The sequence below is a fragment of the Thiobaca trueperi genome, assembly GCF_004342175.1.
Lineage (GTDB): Bacteria > Pseudomonadota > Gammaproteobacteria > Chromatiales > Chromatiaceae > Thiobaca > Thiobaca trueperi.
In genome coordinates this window covers 41448-60171 of the sequence record NZ_SMAO01000013.1, presented here as the reverse complement: position 1 = coordinate 60171, position 18724 = coordinate 41448, and the positions used below count along the sequence as shown (strand labels likewise).

18 protein-coding genes, 1 tRNA gene and 1 pseudogene are annotated in these 18724 nt (G+C 61.8%); 4 read left to right on the top strand and 16 right to left on the bottom strand.

The features are described 5' to 3' along the window. Nucleotides 1-207 precede the first annotated feature (207 nt). Complete coding sequence (locus tag EDC35_RS17905; RefSeq protein ID WP_132978624.1) at nucleotides 208-636, bottom strand: hypothetical protein; 429 nt, start codon at nucleotides 634-636, stop codon at nucleotides 208-210. Between the two features lie 312 nt (nucleotides 637-948). Here EDC35_RS17905 and rfbB point away from each other — a divergent pair, with 312 nt between their 5' ends. The 4 genes from rfbB to rfbD all read left to right on the top strand — a co-directional run bounded on the left by rfbB (nucleotide 949) and on the right by rfbD (nucleotide 4445). Continuing rightward, nucleotides 949-2010: a dTDP-glucose 4,6-dehydratase gene (gene rfbB / locus EDC35_RS17900; protein ID WP_132978623.1), complete on the top strand. Its 1062-nt coding sequence runs from the start codon at nucleotides 949-951 to the stop codon at nucleotides 2008-2010. Between the two features lie 82 nt (nucleotides 2011-2092). Further along, nucleotides 2093-2974: a glucose-1-phosphate thymidylyltransferase RfbA gene (gene rfbA, locus EDC35_RS17895; RefSeq protein WP_132978622.1), complete on the top strand. Its 882-nt coding sequence runs from the start codon at nucleotides 2093-2095 to the stop codon at nucleotides 2972-2974. After that, nucleotides 2971-3537: a dTDP-4-dehydrorhamnose 3,5-epimerase gene (gene rfbC / locus EDC35_RS17890; RefSeq protein WP_132978621.1), complete on the top strand. Its 567-nt coding sequence runs from the start codon at nucleotides 2971-2973 to the stop codon at nucleotides 3535-3537. Before rfbA ends, rfbC begins: the two co-directional genes overlap by 4 nt. Next, nucleotides 3534-4445, top strand: a complete 912-nt coding sequence (gene rfbD, locus EDC35_RS17885) for a dTDP-4-dehydrorhamnose reductase (RefSeq protein ID WP_132978620.1) — start codon at nucleotides 3534-3536, stop codon at nucleotides 4443-4445. Before rfbC ends, rfbD begins: the two co-directional genes overlap by 4 nt. A 173-nt stretch (nucleotides 4446-4618) precedes the next feature. Here the strand turns inward: rfbD and EDC35_RS17880 are convergent, their stop codons facing one another. From EDC35_RS17880 to ppsR, 15 genes and pseudogenes are all read right to left on the bottom strand, one after another. After that, complete coding sequence (locus EDC35_RS17880; protein WP_243651776.1) at nucleotides 4619-6205, bottom strand: methyl-accepting chemotaxis protein; 1587 nt, start codon at nucleotides 6203-6205, stop codon at nucleotides 4619-4621. Nucleotides 6206-6304: 99 nt separating this feature from the next. Further along, on the bottom strand, nucleotides 6305-6460 hold the full coding sequence (locus tag EDC35_RS18635; RefSeq protein ID WP_165903479.1) for a hypothetical protein: 156 nt from the start codon (nucleotides 6458-6460) through the stop codon (nucleotides 6305-6307). Nucleotides 6461-6525: 65 nt separating this feature from the next. Beyond that, a complete protein-coding gene (locus tag EDC35_RS17875) occupies nucleotides 6526-9597 on the bottom strand; it encodes a type I restriction endonuclease subunit R (protein WP_132978618.1) in 3072 nt (1023 codons plus the stop codon). A 12-nt stretch (nucleotides 9598-9609) separates the two neighbouring features. Further along, nucleotides 9610-9834, bottom strand: a complete 225-nt coding sequence (locus EDC35_RS17870) for a PIN domain-containing protein (protein WP_207896302.1) — start codon at nucleotides 9832-9834, stop codon at nucleotides 9610-9612. A 102-nt stretch (nucleotides 9835-9936) separates the two neighbouring features. Continuing rightward, complete coding sequence (locus EDC35_RS17865) at nucleotides 9937-10170, bottom strand: AbrB/MazE/SpoVT family DNA-binding domain-containing protein (RefSeq protein ID WP_132978617.1); 234 nt, start codon at nucleotides 10168-10170, stop codon at nucleotides 9937-9939. 52 nt (nucleotides 10171-10222) lie between these two features. Beyond that, a complete protein-coding gene (locus EDC35_RS17860) occupies nucleotides 10223-11359 on the bottom strand; it encodes a restriction endonuclease subunit S (protein ID WP_132978616.1) in 1137 nt (378 codons plus the stop codon). Between the two features lie 306 nt (nucleotides 11360-11665). Further along, nucleotides 11666-11995 carry a type II toxin-antitoxin system death-on-curing family toxin gene (locus EDC35_RS17855; protein WP_132978615.1) on the bottom strand — a complete coding sequence of 110 codons (330 nt, stop codon included), beginning with the start codon at nucleotides 11993-11995 and terminating at the stop codon, nucleotides 11666-11668. 33 nt (nucleotides 11996-12028) lie between these two features. Beyond that, the gene (locus EDC35_RS17850; protein WP_132978614.1) at nucleotides 12029-12256 is read right to left on the bottom strand and encodes an AbrB/MazE/SpoVT family DNA-binding domain-containing protein; all 228 of its coding nucleotides are present in this window, start codon (nucleotides 12254-12256) and stop codon (nucleotides 12029-12031) included. Nucleotides 12257-12351: 95 nt separating this feature from the next. Further along, nucleotides 12352-12687 carry a type II toxin-antitoxin system HicB family antitoxin gene (locus EDC35_RS17845; protein ID WP_132978613.1) on the bottom strand — a complete coding sequence of 112 codons (336 nt, stop codon included), beginning with the start codon at nucleotides 12685-12687 and terminating at the stop codon, nucleotides 12352-12354. Next, nucleotides 12684-14126, bottom strand: a pseudogene (locus EDC35_RS17840) (HsdM family class I SAM-dependent methyltransferase); the annotation flags it as partial. The pseudogene EDC35_RS17840 and the gene EDC35_RS17845, both read right to left, overlap by 4 nt. Nucleotides 14127-14152: 26 nt before the next feature. Beyond that, a tRNA-Arg gene (locus EDC35_RS17835) sits at nucleotides 14153-14229 on the bottom strand. Between the two features lie 86 nt (nucleotides 14230-14315). Beyond that, a complete protein-coding gene (locus EDC35_RS17830) occupies nucleotides 14316-14627 on the bottom strand; it encodes a hypothetical protein (protein WP_132978612.1) in 312 nt (103 codons plus the stop codon). Between the two features lie 30 nt (nucleotides 14628-14657). Then, on the bottom strand, nucleotides 14658-15848 hold the full coding sequence (locus EDC35_RS17825; RefSeq protein WP_132978611.1) for a geranylgeranyl diphosphate reductase: 1191 nt from the start codon (nucleotides 15846-15848) through the stop codon (nucleotides 14658-14660). Nucleotides 15849-15969: 121 nt separating this feature from the next. Next, entirely contained in the window at nucleotides 15970-16884 is a 915-nt protein-coding gene (chlG, locus tag EDC35_RS17820; protein WP_132978610.1) for a chlorophyll synthase ChlG, read from the bottom strand. Between the two features lie 60 nt (nucleotides 16885-16944). After that, the gene (ppsR, locus tag EDC35_RS17815; RefSeq protein ID WP_132978609.1) at nucleotides 16945-18387 is read right to left on the bottom strand and encodes a transcriptional regulator PpsR; all 1443 of its coding nucleotides are present in this window, start codon (nucleotides 18385-18387) and stop codon (nucleotides 16945-16947) included. Nucleotides 18388-18724 lie beyond the last annotated feature (337 nt).

Sequence of the window (18724 nt, the reverse complement as noted above, 5' to 3'; positions counted from 1 at the left end):
TCCCTAAAACCCCAACGACCACTCACACTCAGTCGTCAACTCACAGCGAGCCGCGCATTATACAAATTACAGACACTGCGTCAAGCGGTTTTCCGCAGTAAATGTCATTCTCGGCTTGACCCCGGCGGGACTCCGTCACGCTGAAAGATTTCGTGTGCTTCTTTGATGACGAAAAAGCCCCTGAGATCAGGATGACTGAAGTCGGGTCTACTCAAACTTGGGCAGCCCTGAATGAAGCCGCCAGGCTTGCACGCTCTCGTCCCAACGCCAGAGCTGACGATCCGTGATCTGTTTGACGATCTGCCGATCTTCATGCAGGTATTCGATCATCACGATCTGGGTTGCCGTTTCCTCACCCTGAATCGTTGGTGGTTGCACCACGTCGTAGCCGGTCAGACGCAACCCCTCCAGCACTTTCGGCAGAGGTTTGTCCTGACGCGCATCGGGATGGAGGAATCCATAGGCGGTCTCGTAATAACCCCAGCGGAGCGCCGATTGATAGGCGTTCGTCGCGGACTGTAGACCCACAGCGAGCTTGTCTTTTTTCACCGCCCCGCAACCAGCGAGCGACAGCAGAATCAGGATGGAAAGCAGGCTGCTCCAGGTTCGTAATGCTGGACGTGTCTGTGTTGGCATCGGGGTTACCTTAAACAGGGTGATCATGCTCAGTCGGAGCGGGCAGGGCGCAGCACTCTAACAAAGGTAACGCGACAACGACGACCATTTGTCGGGTGTGATTCGGTTCGTTTTGGTCAGGGAGATCGCGTTATCCTGGGTGTAAACCAGAGACCGGTCAATCAGATATGCGCGTCTGCCAAGGCCTTTGACGAGGCATTGCGCCACCTTCCTGCCAAATATCCTTCGCCTTCGGATCGATTCCAGGGGCGTCTTCTGGTTGCAAGGCCAGTTGCGTTAACATAGCCGTAAGCCATTTCAGGAAATGATTTCATGCGAACCTTACTGGTTACCGGCGGCGCGGGCTTTATCGGCGGCAATTTCGTCCATTACATCCTCGAACAGGCCGATGTCCGAGTCGTCAATCTGGACTGCCTGACCTATGCCGGCAATCTGGACACCCTGGCTGCGCTCAAAGACAACCCGCGCCATCTTTTCGTCCAGGGCAACATCGGTGACCGCGAGCTGGTCAGCCGTCTGCTGGCCGAGCATGAAATCGATGCAGTGGTGAACTTCGCCGCCGAGAGTCATGTGGACCGCTCCATCGACGGCCCGGCTGAGTTCGTCAACACCAATGTGGTCGGCACCTTCAATCTGCTCGACTGCGCCCGCGCGCATTGGTCCGCGCTTGATGCAGCAGCCAAAGCGGCCTTTCGTTTTCTGCATGTTTCGACCGACGAGGTCTATGGCTCGCTGGGGCCGACCGGGCTCTTCACCGAGACCACGCCTTATGCGCCCAATTCGCCCTATTCGGCCTCCAAGGCGGCCTCGGATCATCTGGTGCGCGCCTGGTTCCATACCTACGGGCTGCCGGTGCTCACCACCAACTGCTCCAACAACTATGGCCCCTATCAGTTCCCCGAGAAGCTGATCCCGCTGATGATCCTCAAGGCGCAGCGCGGCGAGTCGCTGCCCATCTATGGGGACGGCGGCAATGTGCGCGATTGGCTGTTCGTGCTGGATCACTGCAAGGCGATCTGGCGGGTGCTGGAGGCGGGGACTCCAGGCGAGGTCTACAACGTCGGCGGCAACAGCGAGCGGACCAATCTCGACGTGGTCGATACCCTCTGTGCGCTCTTCGATGAGCTGATGCCAGGCTCGCCCCATCGTCCGCATGCGCAGCTCAAGACCTTCGTCGCCGACCGTCCCGGACATGACCGCCGTTACGCCATCGACGCCAGCAAGCTCAAGCGCGAACTGGGCTGGGAGCCGGAAGAGACCTTCGAGTCCGGCATGCGCCGCACGGTGCGCTGGTATCTGGACAACCCCGAGTGGTGCCAGCGTGTCACCGACGGCAGTTATCGCGGCGAGCGTCTGGGCGCGGCATCGGAATAGACAGGATTAACAGGATTTTTCAGGATTGACAGGATTTGAATGTTTTTAATCCTGTTAATCCTGTCCATTTGGGATTGAAGACATGAATCGTAAAGGCATCATTCTGGCCGGTGGCTCCGGCACCCGGCTGTATCCGCTGACCCGCACCATCAGCAAGCAACTGCTGCCGGTCTATGACAAGCCGATGATTTACTATCCGCTGTCCACGCTGATGCTGGCGGGGATTCGCGAGATCCTGATCATCTCCACTCCGCAGGATCTGCCGATGTTCCGGGCGCTGCTCGGCGACGGTTCACAATGGGGTCTGATCCTGGATTATGCCGAACAGCCACATCCGGGCGGTCTGGCGCAGGCGTTTCTCATCGGTAAGCCATTCGTCGGCGATGCGCCCTCCTGTCTGATCCTGGGCGACAACATCTTTTACGGTCACGGTCTGGTCGATCAGCTCAAGGCCGCAAGCGCCAGAGAAGCAGGCGCGACCGTCTTCGGCTATTACGTCTCCGATCCCGAGCGTTATGGCGTGGCCGAATTCGACGCCGAGGGCAGGGTCGTCAATCTGGAAGAAAAACCGCGTGTGCCCAAGTCCAACTGGGCGGTGACCGGACTCTATTTCTATGACAACCAGGTCTGTGAGCTGGCCGAGTCGCTCACACCCTCGCCGCGCGGTGAACTGGAGATCACGGATCTCAACAACTGCTACCTGCGTCAGGGCCAGCTCGCGCTGACCCGCATCGGACGCGGCACCGCCTGGCTCGACACCGGCACCCATGAATCACTGATGCAGGCCGGCCAGTTCATCGAGACCATCGAACGGCGTCAGGGACTCAAGATCTGCTGCCCGGAAGAGATCGCCTACTTCAACGGCTGGATCGGTGAGGCGCAGTTGCGCGCCATGGGCGAGGAGCTGAAAAAGAGCGGTTACGGCGATTATCTGCTGGGCCTGCTGCAACGGGGCCGGGTATGAAGATCATCGAGACCGCAATTCCCGGCGTGCTCATCATCGAGCCCAAGGTCTGGGGCGATGAGCGCGGCTATTTTCTGGAGACCTATCGCGCCAACCGCTATGCCGAGCACGGCATTCCGGGCGTCATGGTGCAGGACAATCAGTCCTTCTCGCGCCAGGGCGTGCTGCGCGGGCTGCATGTCCAGCATCCGCATGCGCAGGGCAAGCTGGTGCAGGTCTACGTGGGCGAGGTCTTTGACGTGGCGGTTGATATCCGTCGCGGCTCGCCCACCTTCGGCAAATGGGTCGGCGTGACCCTGTCCGGCGAGAACAAACGCCAGTTCTGGGTGCCGCCGGGCTTTGCCCACGGCTTTCTGGTGACCGGCGAGAGCGCGCTCTTCGTCTATAAGAACACCGAGTATTACAGCCCGGCGACCGAATTCAGCGTGCGCTGGGACGACCCCGACATCGGCATCGACTGGCCGTTGAACGGCGCCCCGGAACTCTCGCGTAAAGACAGCGAAGCCGCTTTTTTGAAAGACATCCCGGCGGCGCATCTGCCGGGCTATGAGGACTATCAATGACGAAGCACGATATGGCCGGCAACCGGCCCCGCATCCTCCTGATCGGCGCCAATGGTCAGGTCGGCTGGGAATTGCGTCGCACCCTCGCCGGTCTGGGCGAGGTGATTGCCGCCTCGCTGGAAGGCGAATACGGCCCGGTCATTGATCTGCTCGACCCGGCCTCGCTGGCGCGCCTGATCGCCGATTCGCAGCCTGATGCCGTGGTCAACGCCGCCGCCTATACCGCCGTCGATAAGGCGGAGACCGATCATGAAACCGCCCGCCGCATCAACGCCGATGCGGTCGGCGAACTAGGCGCGCTGCTGGCCGCGCGCGGCACCCCGATCATCCATTATTCGACTGACTTCGTCTTTCCCGGCACCCTCGACCGTCCCTATACCGAAGACGACCAGCCGGCTCCGCTCAACGTCTATGGCGAGACCAAGCTCGGCGGCGAGCGCGCCCTGCTCGAATCGGGCGCCAGGGCGCTGATTTTCCGCACCAGTTGGGTCTATGGCGCACGCGGGGCCAATTTCCTGCTGACCATGCTGCGTCTGCTGCGCGAGCGCGACGAACTGCGGGTGGTCGATGATCAGATCGGCTCGCCCACCTGGAGTCGCATGCTGGCCGAGATGACGGCGATGATCCTCTACCGCGTCCTGCGCGGCGAACTGGATCTGGACGAAGTGGGCGGGCTTTATCACCTCACCGGCTCGGGTCAGGTGAGTTGGTATGGCTTCGCCAGCGCCATCCTGGAAGCGAGCGGGCTGGAGTCCAGCCTCATCCCCATTCCGTCCACCGACTATCCGGCCCCGGCCAAACGGCCCCTGTATTCGGTGCTCGACAATCGCCGCTTCCGGGAGACCTTCGGGCTGGCGATGCCGGACTGGCGGATCTCGCTTGATCAGTGTCTCGAGGAATTGCGCTGATTGCCATGCAGCCAGTGCTGCCAGCAGCAGGATGATGCCTCCCGCGACCGGTCAGGATTTGGTCAGCCTTTCCCGCTTCGCGAGTGTACAAGGTGTCTGCCGGTGAGAGACTCATCTTCCTATCCGTCTGTCTGCGATCCGAGTTGACGGGGAATGCGCGGAAGCGACTTGCCCTAAACACGGAATCGAGCGATCTGCTGCTTGAGATTCTGCGCGATCCCTTCGAGCCGACTGGCCGTCCTGGCCGTTTCGCGAATCGCGACCGTTGTTTCCTCGACCATGTTTGCAATCTCATCCACATGCTGCGCAATAGAGGTTGATGCGGCGGCCTGCTCCCGTGTCGCGTCCGCCACCTCCCGGACCCGACTCAGCGTGCCTTTTGCTCCGGCCTCAATCGCGCCAAGCGATTCCGAGGCGAAGTTGGCGAGCTTCACGCCGACCTCCACTTCGGGCAGGACTCTGTTCATCGCGGCGACGGCGGCGCCGGTGTCGCCCTGAATACCGGTGATCATCTGTTCGATCTCCGTCGTCGCACGGGACGTGCGTTCGGCCAGTTTTCGCACCTCGTCGGCAACCACCGCGAAACCGCGCCCCTGCTCGCCCGCGCGTGCCGCTTCGATGGCGGCGTTGAGGGCGAGCAGATTGGTCTGGCCCGCGATGTCCTTGATCACGCCGACGATCGAGGAGATCTGCACGGCGCGGTCTTCGAGCGCACTGATCCGGCTGGAGGTATCCGTCACCGTCGCGGCGATGGTCTGAATCGCCTGGCTCGCCTGATCGGCCCGCTCGCGTCCCTGGCAGGCAAGCTCCATGGCGCCATGCGAATCGCCCTCGGTCTCGCGTGCGCTGTCTGAAATGTGGGTTGAGCTGACGGTCAACTGCTCGATTGCTGCCGCCATTGAGGAGGTTGCTGCGGACTGATGGAGCGAGGCGTTGGAGATCTCGTCGGATGCCTGCTTGATCTTCTCCGCGTCCGAGACCAGTGAGTCGGCCTCCGTGTTGATCTCGGCAACCAGCTCGTGCAGCGAGTTCACCATGGCATTCAATGATGCCAGCAGGCTGTCCGGGGGTGGATTGCCGACCTCGACCCTGAGATCGCCCTGTGCGACCTGCTGCATAATCGTCTTGGCCGTCACAGGCTCGCCACCCAACTGGACGAGCACGCTGACACCGATGCGCCACCCCACAAGACCCAGTCCGATCAGCAGTACAGCCGAGATACCGCCAAGCAGGATGGCACCACCGCGATATCTGGTATCGATATCGTCGATGTAGATGCCGGTACCGATGACCCAGTCCCAGGGGGCAAACAGGGCGGTGTAGGACAGTTTCGGCTCTGGTTCGGTTTGTCCGGCACGCGGAAACCAGTAATCGACGAACCCGCCTCCCTGCTGTGCGGTCCTGACCATCTCCTGGATCAGAAATTTACCCTTGGCGTCTTGAAGATCTTTCTTGTTCTGACCTTCGAACTCTGGCTTGGTCGGAAGCAGTTCATAGACGTGATTGGTATCGAAAATGAAGTAGTAGTCATTTCCTCCATAGCGAATCCCGCGCAACGTCTCCCTTGCCGCTTGTTTTGCCTCGTCCAGAGACAGTTTCCCCGCTGCGACGAGTTGCTGCTGATGAGCCAATACACCCATTCCGACTTCAACCAGATTCTTCGTCTTCTCCTGTCGGTCCTCCAGCATGTGACCCTTTAATTGAAACAGGGCGGCCATGCAGAGCACGAGCAAACCCAGCAGCGTCAGGCCGACCAGCAAGCGGATGCGGGTTGCCACTTTCCAATGCGTGAAGAACATAGAGCCTCCTTTGCGCCAGCCGTTTTAGAGAAAGGTAGCGTCCTGTATCAACGGATCGAATCAGCCATCCTGTTTCGCTACCACTGATGCCTTTTCCAGTCTCTTCAGAAAGCAGATGATCAGCCACGCCTTTGCCAGCAATGCAAACGTCAGCAACACGACAACCCAGGCAAAGACAGCGCGGGTCAGGAACACGATTGGCAGCATAGCCATCATGACAGTTGCTGTTGATGGGGGCAGGGTGGCGGATTGGAGGTGCCCGAAAACGCGCCAGGGACCGGTCAGTGGACTCCGTCTTTCTCACGCGCACGGCGGAAGATCTCGCGCGCTAAGTGTTCGTGCGCCGCCAAGCGGAACTCGTTGTCCGTCATCACCCGCGAGAAGATCTCCTCGTTGCCCTCCATGCGCGCGATGAACAGCTCGTCCAGCATGCGGTCCAGATAGGCCGCAAAGTTGGTGAAGTTGTTGGCGCGGGCCGCTTCGGCGATGGTCTCGTTGCCTTCAGCCGAGGCCCGGATCTGGTCGAAGAAGAGTTGGTCCGCCTCGGCGAAGTCGGTGCCGAAACGCTCGTTGAGGCGGTCGATCAGGCTCGACAGGGCAACCGGCTCGTCTCTCACGCCGCTGGTGCCGACATCGGTCGGCCCTTTCAGCGGATAGGCTTCACCCTGCGAGAGATCGATGGAGCCCTCGGTCATCTGCTGGAGCCGGAAGAACCGCAACGCCACCTCGTCATCCAGCACGAAGCCCTGACCATCGCCGGGCGGCGGGAGCTTCGTCAGCAGGTTGCGCACGAAGGCGTAGAGACGTTCGAGGTCGCTGTCCTGGTAGGGGATGATCTGCGACAGGAAGGCATAGAGGTTGCGATAGGCCGTCAACTGGCCGCGAAACGCCTCGCGCTCTTCTTCCTCCCGCTCTTGGAAGCGCTGCACGACGGCATCGAACACCGCATTCATCACCCGATGATCGCTCGCTGAATGGTCGCGCTTGGCGCGGTACCAGACCTCGGCGAAGACGGTCACGTCCGTCGGCGTGAAGATCGCCCATTCCAGCAGACGGTGTTGCAGTTCCGAGAGGCGCTGGGGGTCGGCGTTCTCGCCCACGGGCGTCGTCTCGTAGTAGGGCTTGAACGCCTGGTAGATGTCGTCCTCCTCGTTGGCGAAGTCGAGCACGAAGGTGCGCGATTTGCCCGGCGCGATGCGGTTGAGCCGCGAGAGTGTCTGCACCGCCTGCACACCGGCGAGGCGCTTCACCACATACATGGTCTGCAACAGCGGCTGATCGAAGCCGGTCTGATACTTCTCGGCGACCAGCAGTACCCGGTAATCGTCGCGCTCGAAGATCTCGGGCAGCTCGCGCTCGGCCAGACCGCCGTTCATCGCCACCTCGGTGTAGGAAGATCCGGGGTCGTCCGGGTCTTCGACCGTGCCCGAGAAGGCCACCAGCGAGCGAATACCGCTGTAACCCTGCTCCTTGATGTAACGGTCGAAGGCGAGCTTGTATTTCACGGCGGCCAGGCGGGCGCCCGTGACCACCATCGCCTTCGCGCGCCCGCCCAGCTCGTGCATCACATAGAGCCGGAAATGCTCGACGATGACCGCAACGACCTGCTCGATGTTGACCGGATGCAGCTCCAGATAACGGGTCAGCGCCTTCGCCGCCTTCTTGCGCGGCACATCGGGGTCGTGCTCGATCTGTTTGATCAGGCCGAAGAAGCGCTTGTAGGTGATGTAGTTCTGGAGCACATCGAGGATGAAGCCTTCCTCGATGGCCTGCCGCATGGAGTACGTATGGAAAGGCGACGCGCCGGACGGACCTGGCTCGTCGAACAGTGCCTTGGTCTTGAATTTCGGCGTGGCCGTGAAGGCGAAGAAACTCAGGTTCGGCTGTCGGGCGCGTCGCAGCGCATCGCGCAGCACGGTGGCCCTGGCCTCCTCGGACAGGTCGTCGTCTTCTTCACCGGAGAGCTGGGCGGCGATGGCCGACTCGATCCCGTGCCTGTTCAGCATGCCCTTCAGCGCCGTCGCGGTCTCGCCGCTCTGGGACGAGTGCGCCTCGTCGACGATGACGGCGAAGCGTTTGCCTGTCGTGTCGATGGTCACGCCACCGCCCTTCTTCTCCAGCGTCGAGAGCGCCTGGGAGATGAAGGGGAATTTCTGGATGGTCGTGATGACGATGGGCGTGCCCTGGGACAGGGCGCGGGCGAGCTGCTGGGTGTCCTCGTCGATCTTCTCGACCACGCCGGTCTTGTGCTCGAACTGGTAGATGGTCGCCTGCAACTGCTGGTCGAGCACCCGCCGGTCGGTCACGACGATGACCGAGTGGAACACCTTCTCGTCTCGTTCGTCGTGCAGGCTGGCCAGCCGGTGCGCGAGCCAGGCGATGGAGTTCGACTTGCCGGAGCCGGCCGAGTGCTGGATCAGATAGTTCCGGCCCGCGCCCTGGGTCTTGGCGTGCGCGACCAGTCGGCGGACCGCGTCGAGCTGGTGGTAGCGCGGAAAGATCAGGGTCTCCCTGCGCAGGGTGCGCACGCCCTTGTCGGTCCCGATCTGTTTCTCCCTCACTTCCAGGTGCATGAAGCGTTGCAGGATCTCCAGCAGGCTGTCGGCCTGCAGCACCTCGTCCCAGAGATAATGGGTCTTCCAGTTCCCCGCCACCGGCGGGTTGCCCGCGCCCTGCTCGTGGCCCCGGTTGAAGGGCAGGAAACGGGTCTCCTTGCCGCTCAGCCGGGTCGTCATCCAGACCTCGTCCGGGTCCACGGCGAAGTGGACCAGTGCGCGCTTCTTGAAGGCGAACAAGAGATCCCGCTCGTCCCGCTCATGCTCGTACTGGCGGATCGCATCGGCGGCGCGCTGCCCGGTCAGCGGATTCTTCAGCTCGGCGGTGACGACCGGGATGCCGTTGACGGCCAGGGTCACGTCGATGATGCAGCACCTGTGTCCTCCGCCTGGCTTCTTCATGACCGAGGTGAAGCCGACCTGGCGCGTGATGGTCAGGCGGTTCCTGGCGTAGTTCTCCGCCGCAGCGGGATTCATGCGGGTGTTCGGCTGGAACCAGGCCATGCGGAAGGTCTTGCCGTAGCACTTGAACCCGTGGCGCAGGACGTGGAGCGTGCCCTTCAGCTCCAGCTCCTTGACCAGACTGTCGAGCACGGTCGCGGCGGTCTTCGGCCCGAGCAGCGCCTCCAATGCCTGCCACTTGGCCGGCTGACTGTCTTTCAGAAAGCCGATGACATCGTCGGGGAAGAGGGCCAGCGATTCCTCGTAGTCCTTCGGCTCGCGCTTCTCGTAACCGCCCACGCTCGTCAGACCGGCCTCGATCGCTGTCTCGAAATCGCGCTCCGTGTGGCTGGGCATCGTTGTGCTCTGCTAGGTCGGGACGGCTACGTGTGGCAGGAGTTGCAGGCGTTTTGCACGGCGAGCGAACTTGCGGTCATCGAACGAGGCCACGTGCTCGCAGTCGTGATAACTTTCGATGGTCACCTGTGGCAAAGACAATAGGTGGCGCAGAACGGCAGCCACCTGCTCGGTCGAGAAGTCATAGTAACCCCGCATGACCCACTCCAATTCGAGCAACACGATCTGGGCCACCATCAACGGTTTGCCGGATTCGATCAGCCGTCGCGCGGCCTCGTGCTGGCCGGTCGCTCTCGTCTTGGACGTAGTAGCGGGCGAGCACGTTGGTATCGAGACCGATCATGGTTGAATCAACGTGGCAGGGTCGAGGTCGGCGGGCACCGCGTGGCGCGGGCTTTTCAGCATGCCAAATCCGGCGGCGGGTGCCTCAGTCGCGGGCGGCTCGACACGCAGCTCCAGATGGTCATCGACCAGATCGAAGGCGACTCGGCTGCCTTGAGCGATCCCCAGGCGTTTCCGCAGCCCTTCCGGAATCTGAACCTGTCCGAATTCATTGACGGTCGCGGCGGGCATCTGTGGTCTCCTTGGTCGGCATCAAGGTCGTGAGTTTTCGGTATGCAGAGGCTCAGCGCAGCTCCGCGATCTGGCCGGTGACGGCGGCGGTGATCAACGCTGAGCGGTACTCTGCAAGACCCTCAATAGAGCTTCGGACTTTTTCAACTGCGTCGTCTGTTTCCTCTCGATTCCGAGTCAGTGTTGCGGTGAGACTACGCTGTTCCTCAATTGGTGGCAGCAGGACAGGCACATCAGACAACACATCGGTTCGCAGAGCTTTGGTTCCATGCCCCGCTTCTGCAACGAGCGTGAACAAGAAAGACTCGATGGACGAAAGATACATCTGAAAGAACTCTGGAGTGACATCGCCCTTTGATTGAATGACCTTCATGTCCTGATTGATCGTATATCGTCCCCGAGCGACTGCCACAGGGACTTTTCGCGCCAGAATCATGCCTCGAATCACGATGATCGCATGATCATCTTCGTGCAGTTTCAATCCATAGTCTGAAACGGCATATTCAGTCACGCGGTCTGCCGACGAAAACAACTCATCGGTTTTGACGTCTTTTGGAGAAATCCATGGAATTTCCCCATTCCAATATTCAGGTACAGTTGTGGTCGGCGTCGAGCCTGAGATTAGTCGGGCAGTGAACCTAAATCGCTTCACATCCCAATGCGCTGGAATGTCACCGAGCCAGTCGATGCCAGAGGGTTTCATGGCGGCGTCGGGGTTGAGTCCCTTGGTGATGGCGCGGGTGAGGAGAGCCTGACGCTTCTCGGCCAGCCGGTCCAGCAGCGCGCGCTTCTTCTCGATCAGTCCGTCGATCCGCGCCGTCTTCTCGTCCAGAAACCGCACAATTCGCCGCTGGGTGTCGATTGGTGGTAGAGGAGGCATCCAGTCTTTGATGAAACTCTCATCAACCCGCTTTTGTCCCCCAGCGCCATACATCTCGGACTCACCGAGCTTTCGGAAGTCGTCAGCGATCGAGACGTAGAACAAGAATCGCTGGTCAATGTTTGGTCCTGGTCTGACGATATGCAGCTCGGTTGTTCCAAACCCCACACCATTGGTAAGCCCTGCGGCAAGTGCGCCTTTTCCATTCTCGAAGCAGGGCGTGATCTTCGCGACACATAGGTCGCCGTCCGCGAAATACGTGTAGCCGTTGTAGACCTCTCCTAGTTCTCGAACTTCGTCGAGCTTCAAGCCCCATACTCGCCGACAGCGTCCATAGGGACGAACGAGACGATTTCTTCTGGCTCCATGTCTAGCGAAGACTTTTTGGGGTTCAGGAGCACGTCAAATCGAAGTCGGCGACGCGTCCAACCTTCTGGCAAGTCTCTGTGCGTGGTAGGTGTTTTTTCGACTACCGTGTTCATGCCATCAACCTCTTCAGTGGGTAGGTCGGATTAGCGAAGCGTAACCCGACGCAGGCGTTGCCATGTCGGGTTACGGCGCACGCGACGCTCCGCGCAGATGGAAGGCCCCGAAGGGTGAGCCTAACCCGACGGGCTACTTGGCATACAGATGCAACCTCAGCCAGCGCGCCAGATCGACTTCCTGAACCTCTGCGGACGCCACGCCAAGCATCATCGTGACGACCTCGGTTTCCGGGGCTTGCAGCGTCCAGCCATTGAGATCGAGGAACACGGCGGTCGCCATGAATCCGATGCGTTTGTTGCCATCGGTGTAACCATGATTTCGCGTTAATCCGAAGCCATAGGCAGCGGCGAGCACGGCCGTATCCCGGACATTCGTATACATCCAATGATGGTGTGGACGGGCGAGCGCGCCTTCCATGCAGTCCACCAAAGCGCTGAATCTGCTGAAAGTGCAGCGCATCAACCCAGGCCCGCTTCAGCCAGAGCGGTTCCGTCACTTCGCCAGTTCACGCAAGGCATTTTCATACTGGGCGCTGATTCGCGCCCCCGCCTCCATCACGCGCGTCAGATCGGGATCGACTGTCGTCAACAGAATGCCCTGCTCGGTTTCAACCGCGTAGATCCTATCCCCGTCGCCCAGGTTCAGACGATCGGTCATTTCCTTGGGAAGCGTTGTCGCCATTGCATCGCCCTTACGGTGAATTGTGATTTCCGCAATCATGGATATCTCCAGGCAATGGGGAACATGCATTCGCGGGTGACGAAGCAGGAGCTTCGTCAACAGTTCCGGATCGGAAAGTAGAAATGAGATGGCTCCTAAGGCTTCGCAAGCTGGTCGCTCACGATCCGGTTCAGGCTGACATTCGTCTCGGCCGCGCGGATGGCGAGTCGCCGATGCAGATCCGGCGTAATCCGCACCTGGAATCGCCCCGAATATTCGCGGTCGGCAATGGGCGCGGGCGGCGTCTCGCCAGTCGTTTGCATCTCCACGACGACGTCGGCAACCAGGCGGGTGATGCCTTCCAGCGCACTGGTCTGGGTATCGTCCAGATGCGACAGACTCGGGAATTCGGCGCACAGACCGACGAACTCACCGTCTTCGGCGGACCAGATCACGCGATAGGTGTAGTGCTTTGGATCAAGCCCACTCATGCAATGAGCCCCTTCAGCAGTCCGGCGATCTCTCCTTCGAGCTGGGCGATGTCCGCCTCAATCTCCGCCAGCGGACGCGGCGGTTTGTAGACGTAGAAATGCCGGTTGATCGGGATCTCGTAGCCGATCTTGGTCTTGTCGTCATCCACCCAGGCGTCGGGTACATGGGGCAGCACCTCGCGCGCCATGTAGGCGTCGATCTCGCCCCGGAAGGCGGCGATCAGCCGGTCGTTGGGCTTGTCGGGTCCGAAGTCCATCGGCAAAGGCAAGTCGGTGCCGGGCGGGAGCGGGATGTTCTCGGTGTCGCGCAGCTCGCTGTCGGGCTCCGGCTGGCCCTTGGCGTCGCGGCAGATCGCAGCAATCGGGTCGCGCTCGCCGAGTGCGGCGAAGATGGCCTTCCTGATCGGGGCCGGCAGCTTGAGGTCGGCACGTTTCGCGGCCTGCGTCAGGTCGGCCTCGAACGCGGCGCGGTCCAGGTAGCGTCCCTTGCCTTCGAGCGTCGCCAGCAGGTCGCGGATGGCGTCCTGAAGCGCCTGCCCCTCCTCGATCTCGCGTTCGGCCGCTGCCGCGTCCTTGCGCTTCTTCGATGTCGCCAGATTGGCGAACGCGCTCTGGTCGTCGAGCCGGGCGATGCGCTCGGGGGTGGCCTCGAAGTTCATGCGCAGTGGGCGCTCGACCGTGACCTTGAGGAAGCCGAATTCTCGGTTGTCGAAGATGCGCGAGACGACGCGGGTCTCGGTGCCGCCGTTGATCTGGACTTCGGCTATCTCCCCGTCCTGGTTGTTGCCGTAGACGCGGGTCAGATGGCGGATCTGTTCCTCGGTGATGAGGTTTCGCTTGTTGTTGAGCGCCTTCCTGTATTCGCTCTCCGTCATCTTGATGAAGAAACGGGTGCCGTCGATGAGCTGCACCCTGCCGCGCCGCTCCGGTGGCTTGCGGTTCGTCACCAGCCAGACATAGGTGAAGATGCCGGTGTTGTAGAAGAGCTGATCCGGCAGGGCGACGATGGCATCGAGCCAGTCGTTCTCGATGATCCAGCGGCGGATGTTGGACGGCCCCGATCCGGCGTCGCCGGAGAACAGCGGCGAGCCGTTGAAGACGATGGCGATCCTGGAGCCGGGCCGGTCCTCGTCTCCCTCCGCATAGGGGTGCATCTTGGCGATCATGTGCTGGAGGAACAGCAGCGAGCCGTCGTTGATCGCCGGCAGTCCGGCGCCGAAGCGGCCCGCGAAGCCCAGGGTCTGGTGCTCGCGCTCGACGACATCCTTCTGGTCTTTCCACTCCACGCCGAAGGGCGGGTTGGCCATGAGGTAGTGGAAACGCCGGCCCTCGAAGCCGTCGCGGGTTTTGCCGTCACCCAGTGTGTCGCCGAGGACGATGTTGGCGGTGTCCTCGTCCTTGATCAGCATGTCCGAGCAGCAGATGGCCCAGGACTCGTCTTGACGGATGGCTTGAGACGGGTATTTGGCGCCCTCGACAGGAATTGAACCTGTGACCTACCGCTTAGGAGGCGATCGCTCTATCCAACTGAGCTACGAGGGCTGTGGTGGGCAGGGGGCGATTTAAGTCGCCCTGTCAGCAGCAGTTTACCGCAGGCCGTTGTCAGGGGCCATGCCGTCGATTGGGTTTCAGCGAGGGTCAGACGGGATGTCCTGGTGCTGGGCCTTTCGTCCCGGGTTCCGCCAGCGCAGCCAGAGATCGGCCAGATGGGTGAACAGGGAGGCGGTGAGGCCGAGGCAGATCCAGCCCCACCAGGCGCCCGTGAGTGCGGCGCGCAGCGTGAGCAGCAGAACGAACCCGGAAAGCAGGAAGCCCGCCAGACCGGCGGGCGGGATGCCTTTGCCGGTTCGGCGGTGATAGAGGGTCAAGGCCAGACCCTCGATCAGCATCATGACCAGGATAACGTCGATGACGCGGCCGCTGGCGAAGAACTCAGCCATGTTGCACGGTCTCGCTGGCGTGAGGATGGATCATGAGCGCGGCGAGACGATGCCGAGCAGATGGCCCATGTCCTTGAGGAAGATGCGCAGATGGGCACCGGGGCGGGCCTTGACCAGACGCTTGTTCATGTAGGCCTCCCAGGTCAGATACTGGATGTCCGGGTCGGCGCAGAGACTGACGAACCGCTCGCGCCGTTTGTCGCTGGAGTACCAGAAACGCTGCATGATGCCGAGCACCCAGAACACCTTGCCGTGTGCCTTCATGAATCGCTTGCGGGCCAGTTTGAGTGCGCTGGCCTTGCCGGTGGCAAGGAATGCCTCAACCGCTTCACCAGCGAGGCGTCCGCCGGTCAGGGCGTAATAGATGCCCTCGCCGGAGGCCGGGGCGACCACGCCGGCGGCATCGCCGGCCAGCACGATGTCACGTCCGTTGTCCCAGCATTTGAGCGGTTCGAGCGGGATGGGCGCGCCCTCGCGACGCAGGATCTCGGCGTCGGCGAGACCGGCGCGGCGGCTCAGTTCGGTACAGGCCGCGCGCAGCGAGAAGCCGGGCACGGCGGTGCCCACGCCGACGCTGATGGTGTCGCCGTGCGGGAAGACCCAGCCGTAGAAGTCGGGCGAGATGTCGCCCTGGTAATAGACATCGCAGCGGCTGTTGTCGAAACCTTCCGGGGTACGCAGGATCTCGTGATAGGCCGAGACATATTTGACTGTCTCGTAGCCTGGAACATAGTGCTTGCCGACGAAGGAATTGGCGCCATCAGCCCCGATGATGGCGCGGGCACGCACTCGCCCGGATTCGCCATCGCGTCCCTGTCCCAGCCGGTAGCACACGATGGCGGTGCCGTCCGTGTCGCGCTCGATCCGCTCGAAGGTGCCGGTGCGGCGGGTGGCGCCGGTTTCGGCGGCGCGCTCGCGCAGCCATTCGTCGAAGTGTTCGCGATCCACCATGCCGACATAGCCGCCTTTGATGGGCATATCGACCGTGCGATCGGAGGGCGAGATCATGCGGGCCGAATAGACGCGGTTCGCCAGTCTGGATTCGGGGATGTCGAATTCACGCATCGCCTGAGGCGGGATGGCACCGCCACAGGGTTTGATCCGCCCGGCGCGGTCGAGCAGGAGCACGGAGCGGCCCAGTTTGGCCAGGTCGGTGGCGGCGGTGGCGCCAGCGGGTCCGCCGCCGATCACGACGACATCGAAGGTTTCGAGGTTGGACATGGGAAATCTCGTTGCTGAAACGTTTGCTATGAAGAAATGGACAGGATTAACAGGAATTAAAAAATGGATTAAAAAATCCTGTCTATCCTGAGAAATCCTGTGAATCCTGTCTATTTAAGGATCAGCCGGCCGCCGTCATCAGCCCGCGCACGGCAAAGGCGCTGATCATCATGCCGGTGACATAGACGCTGACGCCCAGTCCGCTGAACCAGGTGGCGCGTTCGACCGGCTTGGCGAGGAAGCGCACCATCAGGCCAACCTGGATCAGCAGGATGACACCCACGGCGATGGCGTGTGCCGGTTTGTCCCAGGCGAAGAGCAGACCGATCACAACGGCCTGCGGCAGTCCCATCGCCAGACAGGCGAAGCGGGCGGCGCCATCGACGCCGAGCTGGACCGGCAGCGAGCGGACGCCCATCTGGATGTCGCCCTCGATGGCCTTGAAGTCGTTGAGGGTCATGATGCCGTGTGCGCCAAGGCTGTAGAGCAGGGCGAGGGTGAGAATCTCCCATCCCGGCAGCGCGCCGCCGATCATGACCGCTGCGCCGGTGATCCAGGCCAGACCCTCGTAGGAAATGCCGGCCGCCAGATTGCCCCACCAGCCGTTGCCCTTGAAGCGGAAGGGCGGCGCACTGTAGCCCCAGGCGATGGCCATGCCGAGCAGGGCGATGCCGAAGACCCAGGGGCCGAGTGCATAGGCGAGTGCGAGCGAAACCGCCGTCCAGATCAGGGAGAGGTAGAATCCCCAGCGTCCGGGAATGCGTCCCGAGGGAATCGGGCGGTCGGGTTCGTTGATGGCATCGACATCGCGGTCATACCAGTCGTTGACGACCTGACTGGTGGCGCACATCAGCGGGCCGGCAAGGACGATGCCGGCAATGACCAGCCACCACTGCTCCAGGATCGGCTGGCCGGACGAGACCACGCCGCAACTGAAGGCCCACATGGGCGGAAACCAGGTGATGGGATGGAGGACTTCAAAGATCGCCGAGGGTGCGGGGTAGGTCGCGGTCGTTGACAGCGTCGATCGATTCATGCGGGAAACCTGCATTGGGGACGGATGCGTTGGAGACGGATACGAGCGGGACAAGGTGCGTCAGCCCGTCTTGACCTGGGTGTCCGGCGTCGGCTCGGACGTGTGGTCGGCCGCGATACCGTAGCGGTCGATTTTGACGTACAGACTTTGCCGACTCAAGCCCAGCAGTTCGGCAGCAGAGGCGCGGTTATCCCCGGTCAGTTTGAGCGCCGCCTCGATGCAGAGCCGCTCGATGGTGTCGGTCGATTCGCGGACCAGCTCCTTGAGCGGCACCCGTCCGACGCGGTCGGTCAGTTGATCCAGCCAGCGGGTCTGCTCGGGGCTGATGGACGGCTCGGCATGCAGGCGGCGTCCCACGTCGCGGATGAAGAAACCGAAGTAGGGGCGTTCGCCGTTGCGCACCGCCGCCGCCGAGATCTCGACCTCGGTGGTGGAGCCGTATTCGCCGCGCAGGGTGGTGGCGAAGAGCCGCACGGTGGTGTGCTGGCGCAGATTGGCCATGAGCACATTGAGATCCACCCCCGGTCGGCCCAGCCAGCGTTCGAGCGATTCGCCACGGGCCTGCTGTTCGGTGGCGAGTTCCGCCAGATTCAGAAAGGTGATGTTGGCAGTGAGGATCCGTCCGTCGGCATCGGTGATGACCATGCAGTCGGGCGCGTTTTCGAGCACACGCAGATAGCGGGCCTTGGCTTCGGGCATGGCCGTTGACGCGCTGTCGGTCAGCAGCGGCGACAGGCGCACCAGGAGAAAAGACACATTCTCCTGGCGCAGCAGCGAGGCCGACACCAGAAATTCCTGCATGCTGTCGATGAGTCGCGCGCGGACATCGTCGGCGCGCCCGGCGGCCCGCACCCCTGCCAGCAGGCCATTGATGGCCTGGGTGCTCTCGGGATCGAAGCCTTCGGGGAAGGGGCGGCCGATCACGCGGGTGGGCGTTTCGCCGAGCAGTTGGCCGGCGGCCGGGTTGGCCTCGACCACGCGCTGAGTGGGCGCATCGATGATGAGGATGGCCTCCGAGACCATCCGGAACAGGAGACGGTAACGGGTTTCGACCTGGCGGAAGCGCCAGTAGTCGCGCTCCAGCGCCTGCTGGGCATCGACCAGTTGCTGCTGGAGCGCCGCCATGCCTTGCAGGCTGCGCCCCATTGCCATGATCGGGCCGCCTTCGCTCAGGCGCAGTGCGCGGTATTGAATGGGGATCCCGACCCCGTGCAGGCTCGTATGGCTGATCTGCCGCCAGCGCGTCGCGCCCTGATGATTGGCTTCCTTGAGCAGCAGCTCAAGATTGGCGCGGCTTTCCGGCAGGGCGGTGGCGATCCAGGGCTGACCGATCCAGTCAGCGCTGAAATCGGAGAGCAGATCGTCGCTGCCAAAGGCGAGGTCGCTGACGACGCCGCTCTCATCGACGATCACGGCAATGTCAGCGGCGCCTTCGATCAATGCCGCAGCCGTCTCGGCGTCAAGGACGCCGAGGGATTCCCTCGGTGCTTTGAACGGACTCACGGCGACTCGATCCTCCACTGCCTCATGGGCGCGCCCCGTGGACCCGCCTGGGGGACCGCAGCGGCAGGCTCGCCGAACTCAAATCCTAAAATAGTAATGATGCGCGCATGATTGACTGCGCACGGTGGCCCTGCGTCCTGCTGTCTTGCATGATTCCATGCGCGCCCAATGGTTGTGACTGACGAATCGGCTACTGTTGGGCTCGCAACCCTATTGTGGTGGCTTGCGCGAGGTTGTCAAGTCAGGTTTACGTAAAGTTTGGTTGACGCATGCCTGAAAGCGGACTAGATTTCTACATACGGTTTAGGCGAAGATCCAAAGGATCCTGAACGAATCT